The sequence below is a fragment of the Collinsella aerofaciens genome (assembly GCF_032584215.1).
In the GTDB taxonomy this organism is placed as follows: domain Bacteria; phylum Actinomycetota; class Coriobacteriia; order Coriobacteriales; family Coriobacteriaceae; genus Collinsella.
In genome coordinates, this window is the sequence record NZ_JAWHPN010000003.1 from 25,777 (window position 1) to 42,833 (window position 17,057).

13 protein-coding genes and 4 tRNA genes are annotated in these 17,057 nt (G+C 60.1%); 4 read left to right on the forward strand and 13 right to left on the reverse strand.

Translation table 11 applies throughout. From position 1 onward, the window contains the following. Positions 1-238: 238 nt before the first annotated feature. From tuf to RX395_RS01295, 5 genes are all read right to left on the reverse strand, one after another. Entirely contained in the window at positions 239-1,429 is a 1,191-nt protein-coding gene (tuf, locus tag RX395_RS01275; protein WP_035137538.1) for an elongation factor Tu, read from the reverse strand. A 96-nt stretch (positions 1,430-1,525) separates the two neighbouring features. Beyond that, positions 1,526-1,602, reverse strand: a tRNA-Met gene (locus RX395_RS01280). 3 nt (positions 1,603-1,605) lie between these two features. Next, positions 1,606-1,681, reverse strand: a tRNA-Thr gene (locus RX395_RS01285). 10 nt (positions 1,682-1,691) lie between these two features. Beyond that, positions 1,692-1,773: transfer RNA gene (locus RX395_RS01290), tRNA-Tyr, on the reverse strand. Between the two features lie 785 nt (positions 1,774-2,558). Further along, a tRNA-Thr gene (locus RX395_RS01295) sits at positions 2,559-2,633 on the reverse strand. 161 nt (positions 2,634-2,794) lie between these two features. Between RX395_RS01295 and RX395_RS01300 the strand changes: the two genes are divergently transcribed. Next, positions 2,795-4,135 carry a DNA-binding protein gene (locus RX395_RS01300; RefSeq protein ID WP_316364892.1) on the forward strand — a complete coding sequence of 447 codons (1,341 nt, stop codon included), beginning with the start codon at positions 2,795-2,797 and terminating at the stop codon, positions 4,133-4,135. Positions 4,136-4,162: 27 nt separating this feature from the next. On the opposite strand, the gene RX395_RS01305 is transcribed toward RX395_RS01300, so the two are convergent. From RX395_RS01305 to disA, 6 genes are all read right to left on the reverse strand, one after another. Next, complete coding sequence (locus RX395_RS01305) at positions 4,163-4,840, reverse strand: NYN domain-containing protein (protein WP_055285223.1); 678 nt, start codon at positions 4,838-4,840, stop codon at positions 4,163-4,165. 3 nt (positions 4,841-4,843) lie between these two features. Next, positions 4,844-5,758 carry a 23S rRNA (guanosine(2251)-2'-O)-methyltransferase RlmB gene (gene rlmB / locus RX395_RS01310; protein WP_316364894.1) on the reverse strand — a complete coding sequence of 305 codons (915 nt, stop codon included), beginning with the start codon at positions 5,756-5,758 and terminating at the stop codon, positions 4,844-4,846. Between the two features lie 186 nt (positions 5,759-5,944). Beyond that, positions 5,945-7,411 (reverse strand): cysteine--tRNA ligase, encoded by a 1,467-nt coding sequence (gene cysS / locus RX395_RS01315; RefSeq protein WP_316364895.1) that lies wholly within the window; start codon positions 7,409-7,411, stop codon positions 5,945-5,947. Between the two features lie 3 nt (positions 7,412-7,414). Further along, complete coding sequence (gene ispF, locus RX395_RS01320; RefSeq protein ID WP_006234975.1) at positions 7,415-7,909, reverse strand: 2-C-methyl-D-erythritol 2,4-cyclodiphosphate synthase; 495 nt, start codon at positions 7,907-7,909, stop codon at positions 7,415-7,417. Then, the gene (ispD, locus tag RX395_RS01325) at positions 7,899-8,627 is read right to left on the reverse strand and encodes a 2-C-methyl-D-erythritol 4-phosphate cytidylyltransferase (RefSeq protein WP_195520838.1); all 729 of its coding nucleotides are present in this window, start codon (positions 8,625-8,627) and stop codon (positions 7,899-7,901) included. The genes ispF and ispD overlap by 11 nt, the downstream gene beginning before the upstream one ends. After that, entirely contained in the window at positions 8,627-9,667 is a 1,041-nt protein-coding gene (gene disA, locus RX395_RS01330) for a DNA integrity scanning diadenylate cyclase DisA (protein ID WP_369796797.1), read from the reverse strand. Before disA ends, ispD begins: the two co-directional genes overlap by 1 nt. 373 nt (positions 9,668-10,040) lie before the next feature. On the opposite strand from disA, the gene RX395_RS01335 reads away from it, so the two are divergent. The 3 genes from RX395_RS01335 (at position 10,041) to RX395_RS01345 (ending at position 12,521) form a co-directional block, all read left to right on the forward strand. Beyond that, positions 10,041-10,619 (forward strand): manganese efflux pump MntP, encoded by a 579-nt coding sequence (locus tag RX395_RS01335; protein WP_195520837.1) that lies wholly within the window; start codon positions 10,041-10,043, stop codon positions 10,617-10,619. Positions 10,620-10,742: 123 nt separating this feature from the next. Beyond that, positions 10,743-11,213: a helix-turn-helix domain-containing protein gene (locus RX395_RS01340; protein ID WP_271759652.1), complete on the forward strand. Its 471-nt coding sequence runs from the start codon at positions 10,743-10,745 to the stop codon at positions 11,211-11,213. Positions 11,214-11,216: 3 nt separating this feature from the next. Continuing rightward, complete coding sequence (locus RX395_RS01345) at positions 11,217-12,521, forward strand: type II toxin-antitoxin system HipA family toxin (RefSeq protein ID WP_316364901.1); 1,305 nt, start codon at positions 11,217-11,219, stop codon at positions 12,519-12,521. Positions 12,522-12,647: 126 nt separating this feature from the next. On the opposite strand, the gene RX395_RS01350 is transcribed toward RX395_RS01345, so the two are convergent. Together RX395_RS01350 and RX395_RS01355 are read right to left on the reverse strand one after the other, a co-directional pair. After that, positions 12,648-14,105 (reverse strand): aminoacyl-histidine dipeptidase, encoded by a 1,458-nt coding sequence (locus RX395_RS01350; protein ID WP_316364903.1) that lies wholly within the window; start codon positions 14,103-14,105, stop codon positions 12,648-12,650. Positions 14,106-14,319: 214 nt separating this feature from the next. After that, complete coding sequence (locus RX395_RS01355) at positions 14,320-16,962, reverse strand: ATP-dependent Clp protease ATP-binding subunit (protein ID WP_316364906.1); 2,643 nt, start codon at positions 16,960-16,962, stop codon at positions 14,320-14,322. Positions 16,963-17,057: the final 95 nt, after the last annotated feature.

Consider the following 17,057-nt stretch of genomic DNA (forward strand, 5'->3'; position numbering starts at 1 on the left):
TGTTACTTTATCAGCTCCACGTAAGTGCTGTCAATGAAAACCTCGAGTCAATTGGTTCTCGGTGGATCCATTCATATTTGGAACACATCAATGAAGCCATCGAGAGCTAATCGACGGTGCATCCAGGACCATTATCGATCCTCTCGACACCAGCAACGGCTCAATATCCATTGCAGAAAAGAACCCGGCACCCATATAAGTGCCGGGTTCTCTAAGTCAGCTATATCAAAGAGCTAATTTACTCAATGATCGTGGAGACGATGCCCGAACCGACGGTGTGGCCACCCTCGCGGATAGCGAAGCGCAGGCCCTCCTCCATGGCGATCGGGTGGATGAGGTCGCCCTCGATGGTGATGTGGTCACCAGGCATAGCCATCTCGGTGCCCTCGGGGAGCTTGACCGTACCGGTAACGTCGGTGGTACGGAAGTAGAACTGAGGACGATAACCATCGAAGAACGGGGTGTGACGGCCGCCCTCCTCCTTGGTCAGAACGTAGATCTCGCCGGTGAACTTGGTGTGCGGGGTAACCGAACCGGGCTTGCAGAGAACCTGGCCGCGCTCGATGTCCTCACGCTTGATGCCGCGGAGCAGCAGACCGACGTTGTCGCCAGCCTCGCAGAAGTCCATGGACTTACGGAACATCTCGATACCGGTAACGACGGTGTTCTGGGTATCCTTGATGCCGACGATCTCGACGGGCTCGTTGAGCTTGAGCTCACCGCGCTCGACACGGCCAGTAGCAACGGTACCACGGCCGGAGATGGTCATAACGTCCTCAACGGCCATCAGGAACGGGAGGTCGTTGTTACGAGCAGGCGTCGGGATGTACTCGTCGACGGCCTTCATGAGCTCGCGAATGGCGTCCATCCACTTGGCGTCGCCCTCGAGAGCGCCCAGAGCGGAGCCACGGATGACGGGGATGTCGTCGCCGGGGAAATCGTACTCGGAGAGGAGCTCACGGGTCTCCATCTCGACGAGGTCGATGAGCTCGTCATCGTCGACCATGTCGCACTTGTTCAGGAAGACGACGATGTAGGGAACGCCGACCTGACGGGCGAGCAGGATGTGCTCGCGGGTCTGAGCCATGGGGCCGTCGGTAGCAGCGATGACCAGGATAGCGCCGTCCATCTGAGCAGCGCCAGAGATCATGTTCTTGACGTAGTCAGCGTGGCCCGGGCAGTCAACGTGAGCGTAGTGACGGGCAGCAGTCTCGTACTCGACGTGGGAGACGGAGATCGTAATGCCGCGCTCGCGCTCCTCGGGAGCCTTGTCGATGTTCTCGAACGCAGTGAAGTCAGCCTTGCAGCCCTCGGTCTCAGAGAGAACCTTGGTGATGGCGGCGGTCAGCGTGGTCTTGCCGTGGTCGACGTGACCAATGGTGCCGATGTTAACATGCGGCTTAGTGCGCTCAAACTTCTCTTTGGCCATAAAGCCCTCCTCTAAACAGGTCGTCCCCGGACGGGACTTTGCCTTTATACCATAGTGGCCTCTCAACATACTATTGAGAAGCCACCGTGTTACCTATGGTAGCGGTGACTGGATTCGAACCAGTGACGCCACGGGTATGAACCGTGTGCTCTAACCAACTGAGCTACACCGCCGGATGGAGCCTGCAACCAGACTTGAACTGGTGACCTCTTCGTTACCAACGAAGTGCTCTACCGACTGAGCTATACAGGCACTTGACGGGTGGGAGCTATAGGATTCGAACCTATGTAGGCAGAGCCAACGGGTTTACAGCCCGTCCCCATTAACCACTCGGGCAAACTCCCAATCGTTCAAGTATCCGCAGGTCCTTTGGTCTTTTGGACCGCCGCCCCCGCGAACGAAAAAGATAATACGATGCAACCTTGGGGGCTGTCAACGAAAACCTCTAAATACACGGTGCCGGGCGTATCTATATAGCTGTGACCTGCGGTTTTGTTGAGTTTGGATATGAAGGACGGTGGTTTTGGATACTGAGGTGACGTTTCCCGAGGTAACACTTTGGTGTAGTGGAGTACACCTTCAGTATCGAACTTCGATACCGGCTTATTTGCACCTATATATAGGTCGAGATCGGAGCTTCCCAGACGGAAGATTGCTCTTCCCAGCAAAATCGAGCGTGGATAATCTCCCACCTTTGGCGTGTCACTGGGCCCAAACCAGCAGATTATCCACGCTCATTCACTAGGCGGAAGATTTTCCACGCTCGTGTGTCCGATAATCCACGCTCGATGACGATGACCAACCTCGCCCCGGCCTATGTCTCGATCTGTAACATTTAGAGAACATTTTCTCCCCCATCTGTTACAGATCGAGATGTTTCGCAGAAACCCCCGCTTACGTCTCATTCTGTAACAGTAAGAACGGTTTTCAGCCTCTTCGTGTTACGGATCGAGATGTTATCGGCCTTCCCTTGGCAATGTTTCGATCTGTAACTATAAGGAGGGTCTTCAGCCCACTCGTGTTACGGACCGAGACAAACCTGAAGCTTGGTTGGCGCCAAACACGCTGACTTATCGACATAAATAGAAACGGGCCCTGTCCCACAAGGGAACAGAGCCCGAAACTCTCATGGAGCCAGTGACAGGAATCGAACCTGCAACCCACTGATTACAAATCAGTTGCGCTACCGTTGCGCCACACTGGCACACTTGGCGCTTTCGCGCGAAGCCAGTTAAGAATAAAGGAATTGCGGACGAGGCGCAACAGGCCCTTTGACCGACCACATCTTAAAACCCTTCGCCAGAACGAATAGTTTTAATTACAATTGGCTATATAAAACTATTCGTTTTGGCGAAGGGTTTCGCGATGTTGACTACCAAGGAAGCAGCCGAACTGCTCGGCATCACCCCGCGCAGGGTGCAGGAACTCATTAGGAACGGCGCGCTAACTGCCCGCAAGGCTTCTGGCGTGTGGCTTATCGACAAAGACAGCGTAGACACGCGACTCCGTTCCGTGACCAAAACGGGGGGACGTCCCCGCCGCGGCCACGGTAAGAGCGAGATCGCATTCACCCTCATGAACCGCACCCACGAAGTCGCCCAGCTGGTCTACAGCACATCGCGAAAAGACTTTACCCACATCGGCGCCGACGTCGATCGTACCCACGCCCCTATTGGAGTATTTGGCCCTAATAGCCCCATATCGCTCGACTCCTTCCGCATCTGGTGGCGCGGCCGCGGTATCCCGCTCGCACGCATTGGGCTAGCCTCCCTGCTTGCAGAAGCCGCAGTCGATGTTCCCGATGAACTCGTGCAGCGAAATCTAGGCCTCTCCTTATCCGACCAGTATTGGATAAGGCCCCAAGGCTCCGGTCTCGCGTGGGAAGATATTAACTTCTTCAATAATGCTTTTGACGACGTCTCTCTCAGCATCGCGTCCTTCGCCCCAGAGGGCAAGGCAGCTGCCGCAAAGCCCGACAACACCTCGGACGGCAATCTTCAAAAGTACTGGACATGCGAGGGTGACCGTCGAATCCTCCACAAGGCAGGTGCGCATCTAAACCAGGAACCCTATAACGAAATGGTGGCGACTGCACTTCACCGTCGCATCCTAAACACCTGCGATTATGTGCCTTACTCGCTCGAGGGCACGGGCACTTCCGCCCTGAGCATATGCGATGTCTTCTTAACTGATGAAGAAGAGTATGTCCCTGCGTTCTATGTAAACCAGCAGGCAAATGCAGACGAGCGACTAACCGATTACGAACGGTATGTAGCAAACTGCGAGGAGCTTGGAGCGACAGATATAAAAGACGCCCTTGACCGCATGATCGTATGTGACGACATCATTGCCAACTACGATCGTCATTGGCGCAACTTCGGCCTCGTGCGAAACGTCAACTCACTGGTCTGCAGACCAGCCCCCATCTTCGATTCGGGCTCATCGCTCTGGTGCAACATATCACTAGAGGAGCTTAGGGCGGGAGAGCACAGTTTTACCAGCGCACAATTTCATTCAAGCCCCGCCAAACAAATGTTGCTCGTTGAGGATATGAGCTGGTTTGACGGGGACAAACTCGAAGGCTTCGTTGACGAGGCAATCGAGATTCTGTCCAGAAACGACGCGCTCACGGCAAGGTTGCCATATCTAAAAGAAGCGCTAACGTGGCGCCTCGAAAGAATGATCGACATCGCTGAATGGAGTTAGCAAGGCAGCATTGCCCCGCCAACTCCCCTACCGTCCGCGCAACGCCTTGAGCTTGGCCAGGGCCTCGGGGCTTAGACGGCTGCCCAGGGTCATCTTGATCTGCGGGGCCTCCTCGGCCTCGTGCACGTCGTTGTCGATCTGTTTGATCTCGTCCACCAGCATACGGCTCGAGATGCGCGTGACACCCTTGCCCATGACGACGGCCTGGATCGTGCCGTCGCTCGATACCACGGAGCATGCGCGGCCTTCCTCGCGCGCCTCGATGCAGAGCTTTTGCACCACGGTATCGGCTGAAACACCCGTCGGCGAGAACTCGATGCGCACGCCGCGGGCCGGCAGGTTGGGACGTTCACTGGAGATATTGCCCGCGCCGTCAAACACGATCACGGCCTCGTAACGGCCCTGGGCAAAGGCAGCAACGTCGTTGATGAGGGCGGTGCGCGCCATATCGTGGACGTCGCTGGAATACGGATCGTCGGAATGGTCGTACACGAGCTTTTCGTAGCGCGGCGTGCAGTGGATCACGTTGTAACCGTCGACCACCAGCAGCTCGGGCTTGTTGGAGTGCACCGTCGAGACTGGGTCGGCGATAGCCTGCGCAAACGCATTGCCGCCCACGCCGTAGGTCGCGGCCGAAACAATCGGCTTGGCCGAGCCCTCGCCAAAGCGCTTGGCCTTGGACTTGGCACGGTTCTTCTTGGACATGCGCTACTCCTCCCCCATGAGCTCGCCGGCGTTGCGGCGCAGCCACTCAAAGCAGAGGGCCGTAGTCGCCTGGGCAACATTGAGGCTCTCGGTCATGCCGCGCTGGGGAAGCTTGGTCAAAAAGTCACATTTCTCGAGCACTAGACGCGAGATGCCGTCGCCCTCGGAGCCCATGACGAGCGCCACGCGACCCTCGAAGGGAGCATCCCAGCAACTGCCTTCGGCGTGCTCAGAGGCACCGCCCACCCAAAAGCCAGCGGCCTTGAGGTCATCGAGCGCACGGGCGATGTTGGGCACCTGCGCGATAGGCAGATGCATGACGGCGCCGGCTGAAGTCTTGTAGCTGCCCACGGTCACGCCGGCGGCACGCTTGTTGGCGATGATGACGCCGGCCGCGCCCACAACCTCGGCGGAGCGCACGATGGCGCCAAAGTTGCCGTCGTCAGTCACGTGGTCGAGCACCACGACAAGTGCCGGGCCCTCGCCTGCGCGGTCGAGAATATCGGCGACATCGGCATAGGGGAAGTTGCCCACCTCGAGCGCAATGCCCTGGTGAGCGCCATGGCTCGACAGTGCGTCGAGTTGCGCGCGCGGCACATACTTAATGCGGACGCCCGCGGCGTTGAGGTCGTCGACCAGGCGCGACAAGGCGGCATCGCGCTCCCCGCCCTCGGCAATGAGCGCGCACTTGATGGGAAAACCAGTGCGCAGCGCCTCGGCGGCAGCACGACGACCTTCGATAAACTCGCCCTTGGGAGCCTGGACAGCGTCGCGGTTGCGATCGCGCTGCGGACGTGTGGCCTGAGTGCGATCACGCTGGCCCTTGGGAGCGGCAGCGCGGTCATTGCGGCGAATCGGACGCGAGCCAGAAGCGGCCTGCTTGCCGCCACGAGGCGCACGCTTGCGATTGTCGGCCATAAAGTGACCTCCTAAATACAACTATCAAACGAAACAAAATAAACGACCGCCCATGAATATTAATTCGGGCGGTCGGTACGGGTTTTCCAAGTGCCCGAGATTGCCGTGAAAGAGGAGCGACGCGTACTTGAGTACGCGAGCGACGGTTTGAACGGCAAGGTCGGGTGCTTGGGAAACCCGCGGGGATTAGAGAGATTTGATACGAGTGCCGGCGGCGGTATCTTCAATCGTCAGGCCCAGGTCCTTGAGCTGGTCGCGGATGGCGTCGGCCAGATCCCAGTTCTTGGCGGCACGGGCCTCGGCGCGGGCCTCGAGAATCTTGGCAGCAGCCTCGTCCACGTCGTCGCCCGTATAGGCAACCAGACCGGCGGCAACGCCCAGCAGACCCAGCGGCAGCTCGACCTTGGGCTCGGGAAGCTCAACGCCAAACGTATCGAGCAGCTCGGCCAGCGTGTCGGCGGCGGCAAGCGCTGCGGCCTTGTCGGCAGCGTCGCCCGCCTGCTCCAAGTACTGGTTGCACTCGGTCACAAAGCCAAAGACGGCACCCATGGCACCAGCAGTGTTAAAGTCGTCGTCCATGCACTCCTTAAAGGCGGCGCGGGTCTCAGCGGCCTTGGCGGCAAACGCCTCGGCGGCAGCCGCATCGGCATCGGCCGTCGCGTGGTTCGCGGCCCAGCGCAGGTTCTCGACCGTACCGGCGATACGCGTGAGCGAGTTCTCGGCACCCTCCAGGCGCTCCCAAGAAAAGTCGAGCGACGAGCGATAGCTCGTCTGCAGCATCAGCAGACGCAGGGCGGCAGCGGAGTGCTGCTCGAGGACCTCGGCCAGCGTAAAGAAGTTGCCGAGCGACTTGGACATCTTCTCGCCGTCTACCAGCAGCATGCCCGTGTGCATCCAGGTGTTGGAGAAGCCCTGGTGCCAGGCGCAGGTGGCCTGAGCGCACTCGTTCTCGTGATGCGGGAAGGCAAGGTCGGAGCCGCCGCCGTGGATGTCGATCGGAGTGCCCAGGTAGCGATGCACCATGGCGGCGCACTCGGTGTGCCAACCGGGACGGCCCTCGCCCCAGGGGCTCGGCCAGCTGGGCTCGCCGGGCTTGGCGGCCTTCCACAGGGCAAAGTCGAGCGGGTCGTTCTTGTCCTCGTTCTCCTCGATGCGCGCGCCAACCATAAGGTCGTCGATGTTGCGGCCCGAGACCTGACCATAGTTGGGATCGCTGCGCACGGCAAAGTACACGTCGCCGTTATCGGCGGCATAGGCATGGCCCTGCTCGATAAGCGTCTTGACCATGGCGATCATGGGGCCGATCTCTTTGGTGGCACGAGGACGCACATCCGGATCGAGCACGTTGGCGGCGCGCATGACGCCGATGAACTTGTCGGAGAACTCCGTTGCGACCTCGGCGGCAGTGCGGCCCTGCTCGTTGGCGCGCTTGATGATCTTGTCATCGACATCGGTGAGGTTCTGGGCGAATGTGACCTCGTAGCCGCTCGCGATGAGCCAGCGGCGGATCACGTCAAAGCTGATGAACGTGCGGGCATTGCCGATGTGGATGTTGTCGTAGACCGTGGGGCCGCACACGTACATGCGGACCTTGCCGGACTCGATGGGCTGGAATTCTTCCTTTTTATGGGTAGCGCTGTTGTAGATACGCATTCGTTACTCCTTAACGGTTTTCTGTAGCAGGCAGACGGCCCAGGCGCCGATTCCCTCGCCCTGGCCTTCCCAACCGAGCTTTTCGGTCGTAGTGGCGGCGACGCCCACGTTTTCGACGTCAACGCCCAGGGCATGGGCAAGGTTGGCGCGCATGGCATCGCGGTGCGGGGTGATCTTGGGTTGCTGACAGGCAATGGTGCAATCGGCATCGACAAACTCGAAGCCCAGCTCGCGCGCATAGTCCATTACGCGGGCGAGCAGCACCATCGAATCGGCACCCTCATAGGCGGGGTCGGTATCGGGGAATAGCTTGCCGATGTCTCCCCCGCGACAGGCGCCCAGAATGGCGTCGGCCAAGGCGTGCGCGAGCACATCGGCATCCGAGTGGCCCAGCAGGCCGCGCTCGTAGGGAATGTCGACACCGCCGATGATACATCGACGCCCCTCCACCAGACGGTGAACGTCGTAGCCATGGCCAATGCGCAGGTTACTGAACATGGGGAAGGTCCTCTCCCTCGGCCATGCGGCCAAGCAGGATCGCGGTTACGGGACGCAAGTCCTCGGGCACCGTCACCTTAAGGTTATCGCGCGGGCTCTGGACGCAGCGGACGCGCCCACCCATGCGCTCGACCAGCGACGAATCATCGGTGCCGGTAAAGCCCTCGGCAATGGCTGCAGCGTGGGCGCGCTTCATAGCATCGACGCTAAAGATCTGCGGCGTCTGCGCGGCCCAATAGAGCTCACGCGGCGGCGTCTCGACGATATTGTCGCCATCGACGATCTTGAGCGTGTCGATCGCGGGCTGGCCGCACACGACACCGTCGAGAGCACGGTCGCTCACGAGCACGTCGATAGCGTGGTCGATGGCCTCGGTCGCAATGAGCGGACGAGCGCCATCGTGAATGGCGACGTATTCAAAGCCCGCCGGAACCGCATGCACGCCGGCACGGGTGGAATCCTGACGGGTATCGCCGGCATCGGCAAAGCTGATGGGCGTGTCATAGTCAAACGGGTCGATGGCCAGGCGGCGCATCTCGGCACGGCGCTCGGCAGGACACACCACTACAATGTGGCCGACCTTGTCGCTACGATCGAACGCGCGGATGGACCAGCTCATAAGCGGACGGCCCGCCACGTTAACGAGCTGCTTGCCGCCGGGGTTACCAAAGCGCTGGCCGCTGCCACCGGCAACGACCACGGCGCATACGGGCGCCATTATGCGTTCCCCTGTTTGGTGCCCTTCATGCGGTACAGCGAGTCCGCAAGAATGGCAGGGTTGTTGACGCCAAAGTCGCCCAGGCGCTCCGGATCCTCGCTGATGTCATCCATGAGCTCCTGCAGCGAGCCGTACTCGTCGACGATCTTCTCGGCCACGCCGTCGCGCACGACGGACACGCGCGAAAGCGTGCGCAGGCCCAGCGGTGTCATGACGGAGTCCTCGTCCAGGTCGTCATAGCCCAGAACTGCCGCCACGTGCTGCGGGTCAGACAGGTCCTTAGGCGTCATGCGACTCAGCTCGGCGCGAATCTTCTCGGCGTTGGCCTCAGAGGAATCGCTTGCGTAGTCGCGGATCATCAAGTCGTATTCGGTATCCATGCTGGAGCCCGCGAGCTGCTCAAGCTGCATCTGCACGAGCTTGCCCTGGTTACCCAGCTTGACGATGCAATCCTTAAGCTCGGTCTTTGCCTGTTGCATGATCTCGAAACTCGAGAAAATGCCGGTGATGTCGGCGAGCGTGACGTAGTCGTCGAGCTCGAGGGCCGTCAGGCGCAGCAAGGAGCGGTCGAGCGACTGACGGGTGGTCTGGAGCGTGGCGACGAGCTGGTTGACCGAGCTCATGATGGTGGTGACGGGCTGGATCTCGTAGCTCTTGCCGTGAACGTACACGTTAACGACGGCGCGACGGGCCGAGACCGAGATCACGATGGCATCGGTGAGCACCGACATGCGAGCGGCAGTACGGTGACGCATGCCCGTCTCACTCGTGGCAAGCGAGGGATCGGGATTGAGGTGGAAGTTGGCGCGCAGGATCTGGGTGAGGTCGCCATCGATAACGATGGCGCCGTCCATCTTGGAAAGCTCGAACAGGCGGTTCGAGGTAAACGAAATGTTGAGCGGGAAGCCGTCGTTACCGGCAGCGAGCACGTTTTCGGTGTCGCCGACGCAGATAAGGGCGCCCAGGTGACCGGCGATGATCATGTCGAGGGCGGTGCGGATCGGCTGACCAGGTGCCGTCAGGCGGATGGCCTGTTCCATACGCTTTTGCAGCTCGTTCTTATCCAAGGCATCGCTCCCATCGTATACGCTCCATAAACGTCAATAAGTTTCTCACGGTTTGCCCCTGTGACGCCCGCAAAATCCGATGCTTACAGAATGAGCGAACACAGCTGAGAGCCCAATCCAAATGAGCTGCTTATGTGGTAGCATCGGGATTCGCATAAATGAGGGAGTAGTCGCGTGATCGGGTTCGCCTCCGGTGGCGCGGCAAGTCAACACACTGGCCGATGCGGCCTGGCTTGCCTTAATGAACGAGACTCGTGGCTGTGCGCGCAACGCGTACGCCACGGGTCTTTTTTGTTACTCCCCCAAGAGGTACACGCGGGCCCGCCCGCAGAGAGGGAGCCAGACTATGGGACTCGCAGAGCTCGTGTTGCTCGCCGTTGGCCTTTCGATGGACGCCTTTGCCGTTTCCATCTGCAAGGGCCTTGGCATGAAGAAGATCAACCTTAAAGTCGCCGTGGTGCTCGGCCTGTTCTTTGGCGGCTTTCAGGCCGGCATGCCCGTAATCGGATGGGCGCTCGGCAGTCAATTCATGGGCTTCATCGGACCCATCGACCATTGGATCGCCTTTATCCTTTTGGCCTTCATCGGCGGCAAAATGCTGTGGGAAGCCTTTACCGAAGACGAGGATGGAGGCGACGGCAAGGATGCCGAAAAGATTGACCTAGGCGAGTACCTGATCCTCGCCATCGCCACCTCAATCGACGCCCTGGCCGTGGGCATCTCGTTCGCCGCGCTTTCGGTCGACATCGTTCCCGCTGTATCGCTTATCGGCGTCACAACGTTCATCTTCTCCGTTGCCGGCGTAGCGATCGGCCACACCTTTGGCGCGCGCTACGAAAAACCCGCCACCATCGTGGGCGGCGTCGTGCTCATCCTCATCGGGCTTAAGATCTTGCTTGAGCATCTAGGGATCCTCGCGATATAAAAAACGCCTCTCATAAGCCAACGTCAATGTAGGAGTCTCATGCAGAGTTTTGCATAATGACTATTCGTGCAGGCTTTTGCATGTCATACTAATATGCAAAAGTCTGCACGTTAGGAGATAGCCGTGGATACCCTTCCCATCACCACACCGCGCCAAGCTGGCATCTACGTGCGCCAGGCACGCGAGACTCAGGGTCTCACCCGTGCCGCCCTCGCCAAAAAGGCCGGTGTTTCGGAGCGCCTGCTCGCATCGCTCGAGCTAGGAGACGCCACCGGCATTCGACTCGACAAGTTGCTGGCGATTTTCGACGCTCTTGGACTGGCACTCGCAGCACAAGGGGATATCGGCGAAGCGAAAAACGAGCGACCAGTCGACGCCCCGCATGCCAATCCGCTGCCTCGCAGCATCCCCAGGCGCCATCACACTCAACGTCCTCATCATCGCAACCGTCGTAGTACCGCCATTCCGGCTCTTCCAGATGTCCCCTTTACATCCGCACTCTACGACGAGGTCTTCGCCGATTTCGCCATGTCCAATCTCGGAGTCTCGATTGCCGCAAACGCATCTAGCAAAACCAAGCCCGAAGGGAAATAGCCAATGGCCAGAACATCACTTCGGACCATTATTTGCGGCGTGCCTGCTGGAACGCTCACGCAAGATGAGAACGGTCTTATCAGCTTTACCTACGATCATGACTATGACGGGCCAGCCCTATCGACCAACATACCCGTATCGAATCGCGCATACGGACAACAGGTCATGAATCCGTACCTGTTTGGCCTTCTACCCGACAGCGAGGACCAACGAAAAGCGATTGCCGCGGAATTCGACGTTAGGCCCAACAATCCCATCGCACTACTCAGCCGTATCGGACTCGACTGTCCGGGCGGCGTGCAATTTTGTGCCGAAGAAGATATCGACGCCGTCCTGCATCGCTCCGGCGAATACCGCCCCATAGACGACCACGAAATTGCTCTCCGCCTCAAGTCGATCAGAGATGACCGCAATGCATCGTGGATGGGCCTAGATGAAAGTTGGTCACTTGGAGGCAATCAGGGCAAGTTCGCTCTCGCACTCATGGACGGTCGCTGGTGCGAATGCATGGGGTCCTCGCCCACGACGCATATTTTCAAAAATGGCGTTATCGGTTTTAAACTCGAGGCTCTCAATGAGTTTGTCTGCATGAAAAGCGCCCAGCGCGCCGGCATCGCAACGGCAAACGTCGAATATCGTATGTTTGAGGACGAACCTGCCCTCATTGTTGAGCGCTATGACCGCGTGAAAGTCAAAGACGGAACGATCAGGCGCCTACATCAAGAAGACCTCTGTCAGGCACTTGGGGTGATGCCCGCCCAAAAGTACACGGCAGACGGCGGCCCGACCACACGCGACATTCAAGAGCTCCTCGTAAATACGAGCCACCATCAACTTAACCTGTATCTGTTTACGCAGATACTGTTCTTCAACGCCATTATCGGCGCACCGGATGCGCATGCGAAAAACTATTCCCTGCTCCTTGGAAACGACGGCGCAGCCATGATGGCTCGAATGTACGATGTCGCATCGGGGCTGGCATACGAGCGCATGCGCCGCCGGGCGCGCCTTGCCATGAGCGTTGGCGGCGAAAATCGTGTGGGGCGCATCGGTCCAGGCGCTATCCGCCGATACCACGGTATGGGCGACCCCGCGCTGGAGGCGGCACTCACCGATGCCGGGCTATCCGAGAAGTTTTGCTTTGCGACCATGATGGACCTCGCCTACGAGGTACCTATTTGCATGGAAGAGGTCATGGTCGAATACGCCGACCTGCCCGGCATGGCGGACCTGCGCGAGCATATGCTCGGCCCCGTCTGCGAAAACTGTCAGCGCACCCTCGACCTCATCAAGGCGGATATGGGCTAGGTGTCCGTAATCTCCCATTTCCCAAAAGAAGAGAGGGGGCACCCGTCGCAAAAGCTCGGGTGCCCCCTCACGTAATGTCATTTGCAATCCACCAGCACGTGGCTCGGACTGCTGCTAGCGCAACCTTTACGCAGCGAGGCGCTTGAGCACGTCGATGAGCAGCTCGTAGAAGCGCTCAGCAGAAGCGAGTTCCATGCTCTCGTCCGGGGTATGGACATCGGAGAGCGTCGGGCCCACGGCGATGGCATCCAGGCCGTGCAGGGCCTCGGCAAACAGGCCGCACTCAAGGCCGGCGTGAATGGACTCGATGCGCAGCTCGGAGCCAAAGAGCTCGCGATAGCTCTCGACAAAGACGTCGCGAACCGGCGAATGCTCGGCATAGCTCCAGCCGGGATACTCAAACTCAAACTTGGCGTCGAAGCCCAGGACATCGGCCAGCGTCTGCAGACGGTCCTTGAACTCGTTCTGCAGCGAGGTGATCGAAGAGCGCGGGGACAGCATAATCTTGACCTCGTCATCGGAGGTGGCGACCACGCCGATGTTGGAGGAAACCTCGACGGAGCCGTCGGTGGCGACGTTGCGGCGAATCACGCCGTTAGGGGCAAGGCGCAGGGCGCGGATGAGGGCAAGCGCGGACTTCTGGTCCATGGCCTCAACCTCGGCGTCGTCGGCAATCTCGACGGTGCAAGTAAAGCCGGGGTCGAAGACCTCGAGCTCGGCAGTGACGTCGGCGATGATGCCCTTTGCGATCTGGGCCGCGGCCTCGGCGGCAGCGTGGTCGGCGTAGACCAGAACAGCCTTGCACTCACGGTTGATGGCGTTGTCCTTGGTGCCGCCGTTAAAGCTAACGATGGCGGGCTCGCCGGCAACCATCAGGCGGTCGATGATGCGGGCCATGATGAGGTTGCCGTTGCCGCGCTCCAGGTTGATATCGCTGCCGGAGTGGCCGCCCAGCAGGCCGGAGATGTCGAGCGTGAGGGTGCTACCGGTCTTGTGCTCGCGCGCGATCGGGCAGGTGTAGGTAACGACGACGCCGCCGGCACAGCTGACGGTGGCAACGCCCTCTTCCTCGGAGTCAAGGTTGATCATGGTGCGGGCGCTAATCTGGGACTTGTCGAGCGTCTCGGCGCCGACCAGGCCAGTCTCCTCGTCGGTGGTGAACACGCACTCGAGGGCCGGATGGGCAATCGAATCGTCGTTGAGCACGGTAAGCATAAGCGCGACGGCGATACCATTGTCGGCGCCCAGAGTGGTGCCGTTAGCGGTGAGGACACCGTCCTTGACGACCAAGTCGATACCGTCGGTCGTAAAGTCGTGCTCGACGGAACCCAGCTTGTCACACACCATGTCGATGTGACCCTGCAGCATTACGGTCGGGGCATTCTCGGCGTCGGCAGATGCGGGCTTGCGAATGATGACGTTGTAGACCTCGTCCTGATACACATCGAGACCGCGCTCCTTGGCAAACGCGACCAGGAAATCGCTGATGCCCTTCTCGTTGCCAGACCCACGGGGGATCGCGCTGACCTCCTCAAAGAAATGGAACAGCTGGGCGGGCTCGTAGCCGGTAATCTTGTAGTCCATGGTGCCTCCTTGGCGCAACTGGTTAGACAGTAAGACATGCGACTTGTATATTCCCAGACTTTGCGTGCATAAACCAGTCGAAAACGCCGAGCGCCCTCGCATCATCGGCTAACGGTGGACCGTATAGCGTAACGGTCACAACTTCCGCAGCTCTACAAATCGAGGCGCCCTTGCCAGAGCGCCTCGATTGCGCGTATCAAATTGTCGCCACGCCCTACAGCGCGCCGGAACCGGCTTGCATCATGCCGCCGGGGCCCGAGGTCACGCCGCCGCTCACGGGCGCGGCGTTGCCGGTGTGCGGTGCCGCCGGGGCGGTATCGCCACCGAGCGTGCCCACCGGACGCGGTGCCGGGATCTCGCCCGTACCGTGGCTAAAGACAAACTTGCCATCGGCCACGTCGCACAGGACGGTATCGCCCTCGCCCCACTCGCCGGCCAGAAGCTCCTCGGACAGCGGGTCCTCGATGAGCTTTTGAATGGCGCGGCGCAGCGGACGCGCACCGTTGGTGAGGTCGGTGCCCTCGGCCACGATCTTGTCATAGGCCGCATCGGTGAGCTTGATGTTCATGCCGTTGGCAATCAAACGCTGACGCAGGTCGTCCACCAGCAGGTGCGCGATCTTGGTGAGATTCTCGCCCGAGAGCTTCTGGAACACCACAATGTCGTCGATACGGTTGAGCAGCTCGGGGCGGAACAGGCGCTTGAGCTCGCCCATCGCGCGGCCGCGGATCTCACTCGACGTGAGGCCCTGCTCGCCGGTGGTGCCAAAGCCAACGCTCGCATCCTGCGCGATCTCGCGGGCGCCCACGTTGGACGTCATGATGATCACGGTGTTGCGGAAGTCAACCGTCTTGCCCTGGCTATCGGTCAGACGACCCTCCTCCAGCACCTGCAGCAGAATGTTGAAGATGTCGGGGTGCGCCTTCTCGATCTCGTCGAACAGCACGACCGAGTACGGGTGACGACGAACGGCCTTGGTAAGCTGACCGCCCTCGTCGTGGCCCACGTAACCCGGAGGGCTACCGATAAGCTTGGAGACCTCGAACTCGCTGCCGAACTCCGACATGTCGAAGCTGATGAGCGCGTCCTTACTGCCAAAGAGGTACTCGGCGAGCGTCTTGGCGAGCTCGGTCTTGCCTGTGCCGGTGGGACCAAGGAAGATAAAGCTACCACCGGGACGACGCGGGTCCTTGAGCGGCGAGCGGCTGCGGCGCACGGCCTTGGCGACGGCCTCGACGGCCTCGTCCTGGCCGATAATGCGGGTCTTGAGCACGCTTTCGGTCTGCAGCAGGCGACGGCTCTCGCTCTCGGTGAGCGAGGAAACCGGCACGCCAGAGGTCACGGACACGATGTCGGCAATCTGACTCACGTCGATGGTGAGCGGGCTGGCGTCGAGCTCGGCGGTCCAGGCGGCCTTGGCCTCGGCGAGCTCGATCTCGGCGGCCTTCTGCTGCTCGGTGATCTCGGCGGCCTTGTTCATGTCGTCGCTCTCGGTGGCCTCCTGCGCGGCGGCCTTGAGCTCCTCTATGCGATGCTCGGCCTCGCGCACCGGCTCGGGCGCGCGATTCGCGGCGATGCGAGCACGGGCACCGGCCTCGTCGATGAGGTCGATGGCCTTATCGGGCAGGAAGCGATCCTGGATGTAGCGGTCGGAGAGGTTCGCGGCGGCCTCGATAGCACCCTGCGTATAGCGCACATGGTGGTGCTCCTCGTAGCGCGGCTTGAGCGCGGTCAGGATCTTGACCGTGTCCTCGACGCTCGGCTCCTCGACATCGATGGTCTGGAAGCGACGCTCGAAGGCCGGGTCCTTGGTGAGGTACTTGCGGAATTCCTCGGCCGTGGTGGCGCCGATAATCTGGAAGGCACCGCGCGCGAGCACGGGCTTGAGCATGGAGCTCGCGTCGATGGAGCCCTCGGCAGAGCCGGCACCGATGATGGTGTGCATCTCGTCAATAAACAGGATGACATCGTCAGCTTCGGTGGCCTCCTGGATCACGTTCTTGAGGCGCTCCTCAAACTCACCGCGATACTTGGCGCCCGCAACGAGGCCCGGCAGGTCGAGCGTCCAGATGTTCTGGTTCATAAGGTTCTCGGGCACGTTGCCAGCTGCAATCTGCTGAGCCAGACCCTCGACGATGGCCGTCTTGCCCACGCCGGGGTCGCCCAAGATAAGCGGATTGTTCTTGGTGCGACGCGAAAGGATCTCCATCATACGCTGGACTTCCTTTTCGCGACCAATTACAGGGTCGAGCTCGCCGTCGCGCGCCTTCTGCGTAAGGTTGGTGGCGAACTGCTTAAGCGTATCGGTGCCGCTCCCCTTTTGCTGCGATGCGTCCGAGCCGCTAAAGAACGGCAGGCCCGCACCGGGACGCCCGGCACCGGCGCCGGCGAGCGGACGCTTCTTGTCCTGGTCCTTGGCGGTAAGTTTCTCGATAGCCTTTTTGATGGAGGCGGACGACACACCCAGGCGCATGAGGATGTCCATGGCCATGCCGTTACCCTCTTCGACGATGCCAATCAGCAAGTGCTCGGTCGACACGTAGGTCTGGTTGTTCTCACGTGCCACGCGGAAGGAGCGCTCCATCACGCTAATGACGAGCGGCGTAAAGGCAAGCTTGGCAGCCTCGGTCTCCTCGCTGGGCTCGGGAACCGTGGTCTGGACCTCCTTGAGGGTGTCCATGATGTCGTCGTAGGAGATATCAAGCGAGCGCAGCGCCTCGGCAGCGATGCCCTCGTCCTCCTTGGCGAGTGCGAGCAGCAGGTGCTCGGTGCCCACCTTATTTGAGTGCAGATCGAGCGCCTCCTGTTTGGCCATCGACATGACCTTGCGCGCTCGATCGGTAAATCTATCTAACATGCTCGTTTCCTTACATGAGTTCATCGAAATCAAAACGCCCGCCCGTCGGCGGCGCTTTTGTCTCTTTACCCACAGGTTGTCTATGTTAACAGCTG

Coding starts and splice junctions, on each gene's coding strand:
- tuf (WP_035137538.1), bottom strand. CDS start 1,429: ATGGCCAAAGAGAAGTTTGAGCGCACTAAGCCGCATGTTAACATCGGC.
- RX395_RS01300 (WP_316364892.1), top strand. CDS start 2,795: ATGTTGACTACCAAGGAAGCAGCCGAACTGCTCGGCATCACCCCGCGC.
- RX395_RS01305 (WP_055285223.1), bottom strand. CDS start 4,840: ATGTCCAAGAAGAACCGTGCCAAGTCCAAGGCCAAGCGCTTTGGCGAG.
- rlmB (WP_316364894.1), bottom strand. CDS start 5,758: ATGGCCGACAATCGCAAGCGTGCGCCTCGTGGCGGCAAGCAGGCCGCT.
- cysS (WP_316364895.1), bottom strand. CDS start 7,411: ATGCGTATCTACAACAGCGCTACCCATAAAAAGGAAGAATTCCAGCCC.
- ispF (WP_006234975.1), bottom strand. CDS start 7,909: ATGTTCAGTAACCTGCGCATTGGCCATGGCTACGACGTTCACCGTCTG.
- ispD (WP_195520838.1), bottom strand. CDS start 8,627: ATGGCGCCCGTATGCGCCGTGGTCGTTGCCGGTGGCAGCGGCCAGCGC.
- disA (WP_369796797.1), bottom strand. CDS start 9,667: ATGGAACAGGCCATCCGCCTGACGGCACCTGGTCAGCCGATCCGCACC.
- RX395_RS01335 (WP_195520837.1), top strand. CDS start 10,041: ATGGGACTCGCAGAGCTCGTGTTGCTCGCCGTTGGCCTTTCGATGGAC.
- RX395_RS01345 (WP_316364901.1), top strand. CDS start 11,217: ATGGCCAGAACATCACTTCGGACCATTATTTGCGGCGTGCCTGCTGGA.
- RX395_RS01350 (WP_316364903.1), bottom strand. CDS start 14,105: ATGGACTACAAGATTACCGGCTACGAGCCCGCCCAGCTGTTCCATTTC.
- RX395_RS01355 (WP_316364906.1), bottom strand. CDS start 16,962: ATGTTAGATAGATTTACCGATCGAGCGCGCAAGGTCATGTCGATGGCC.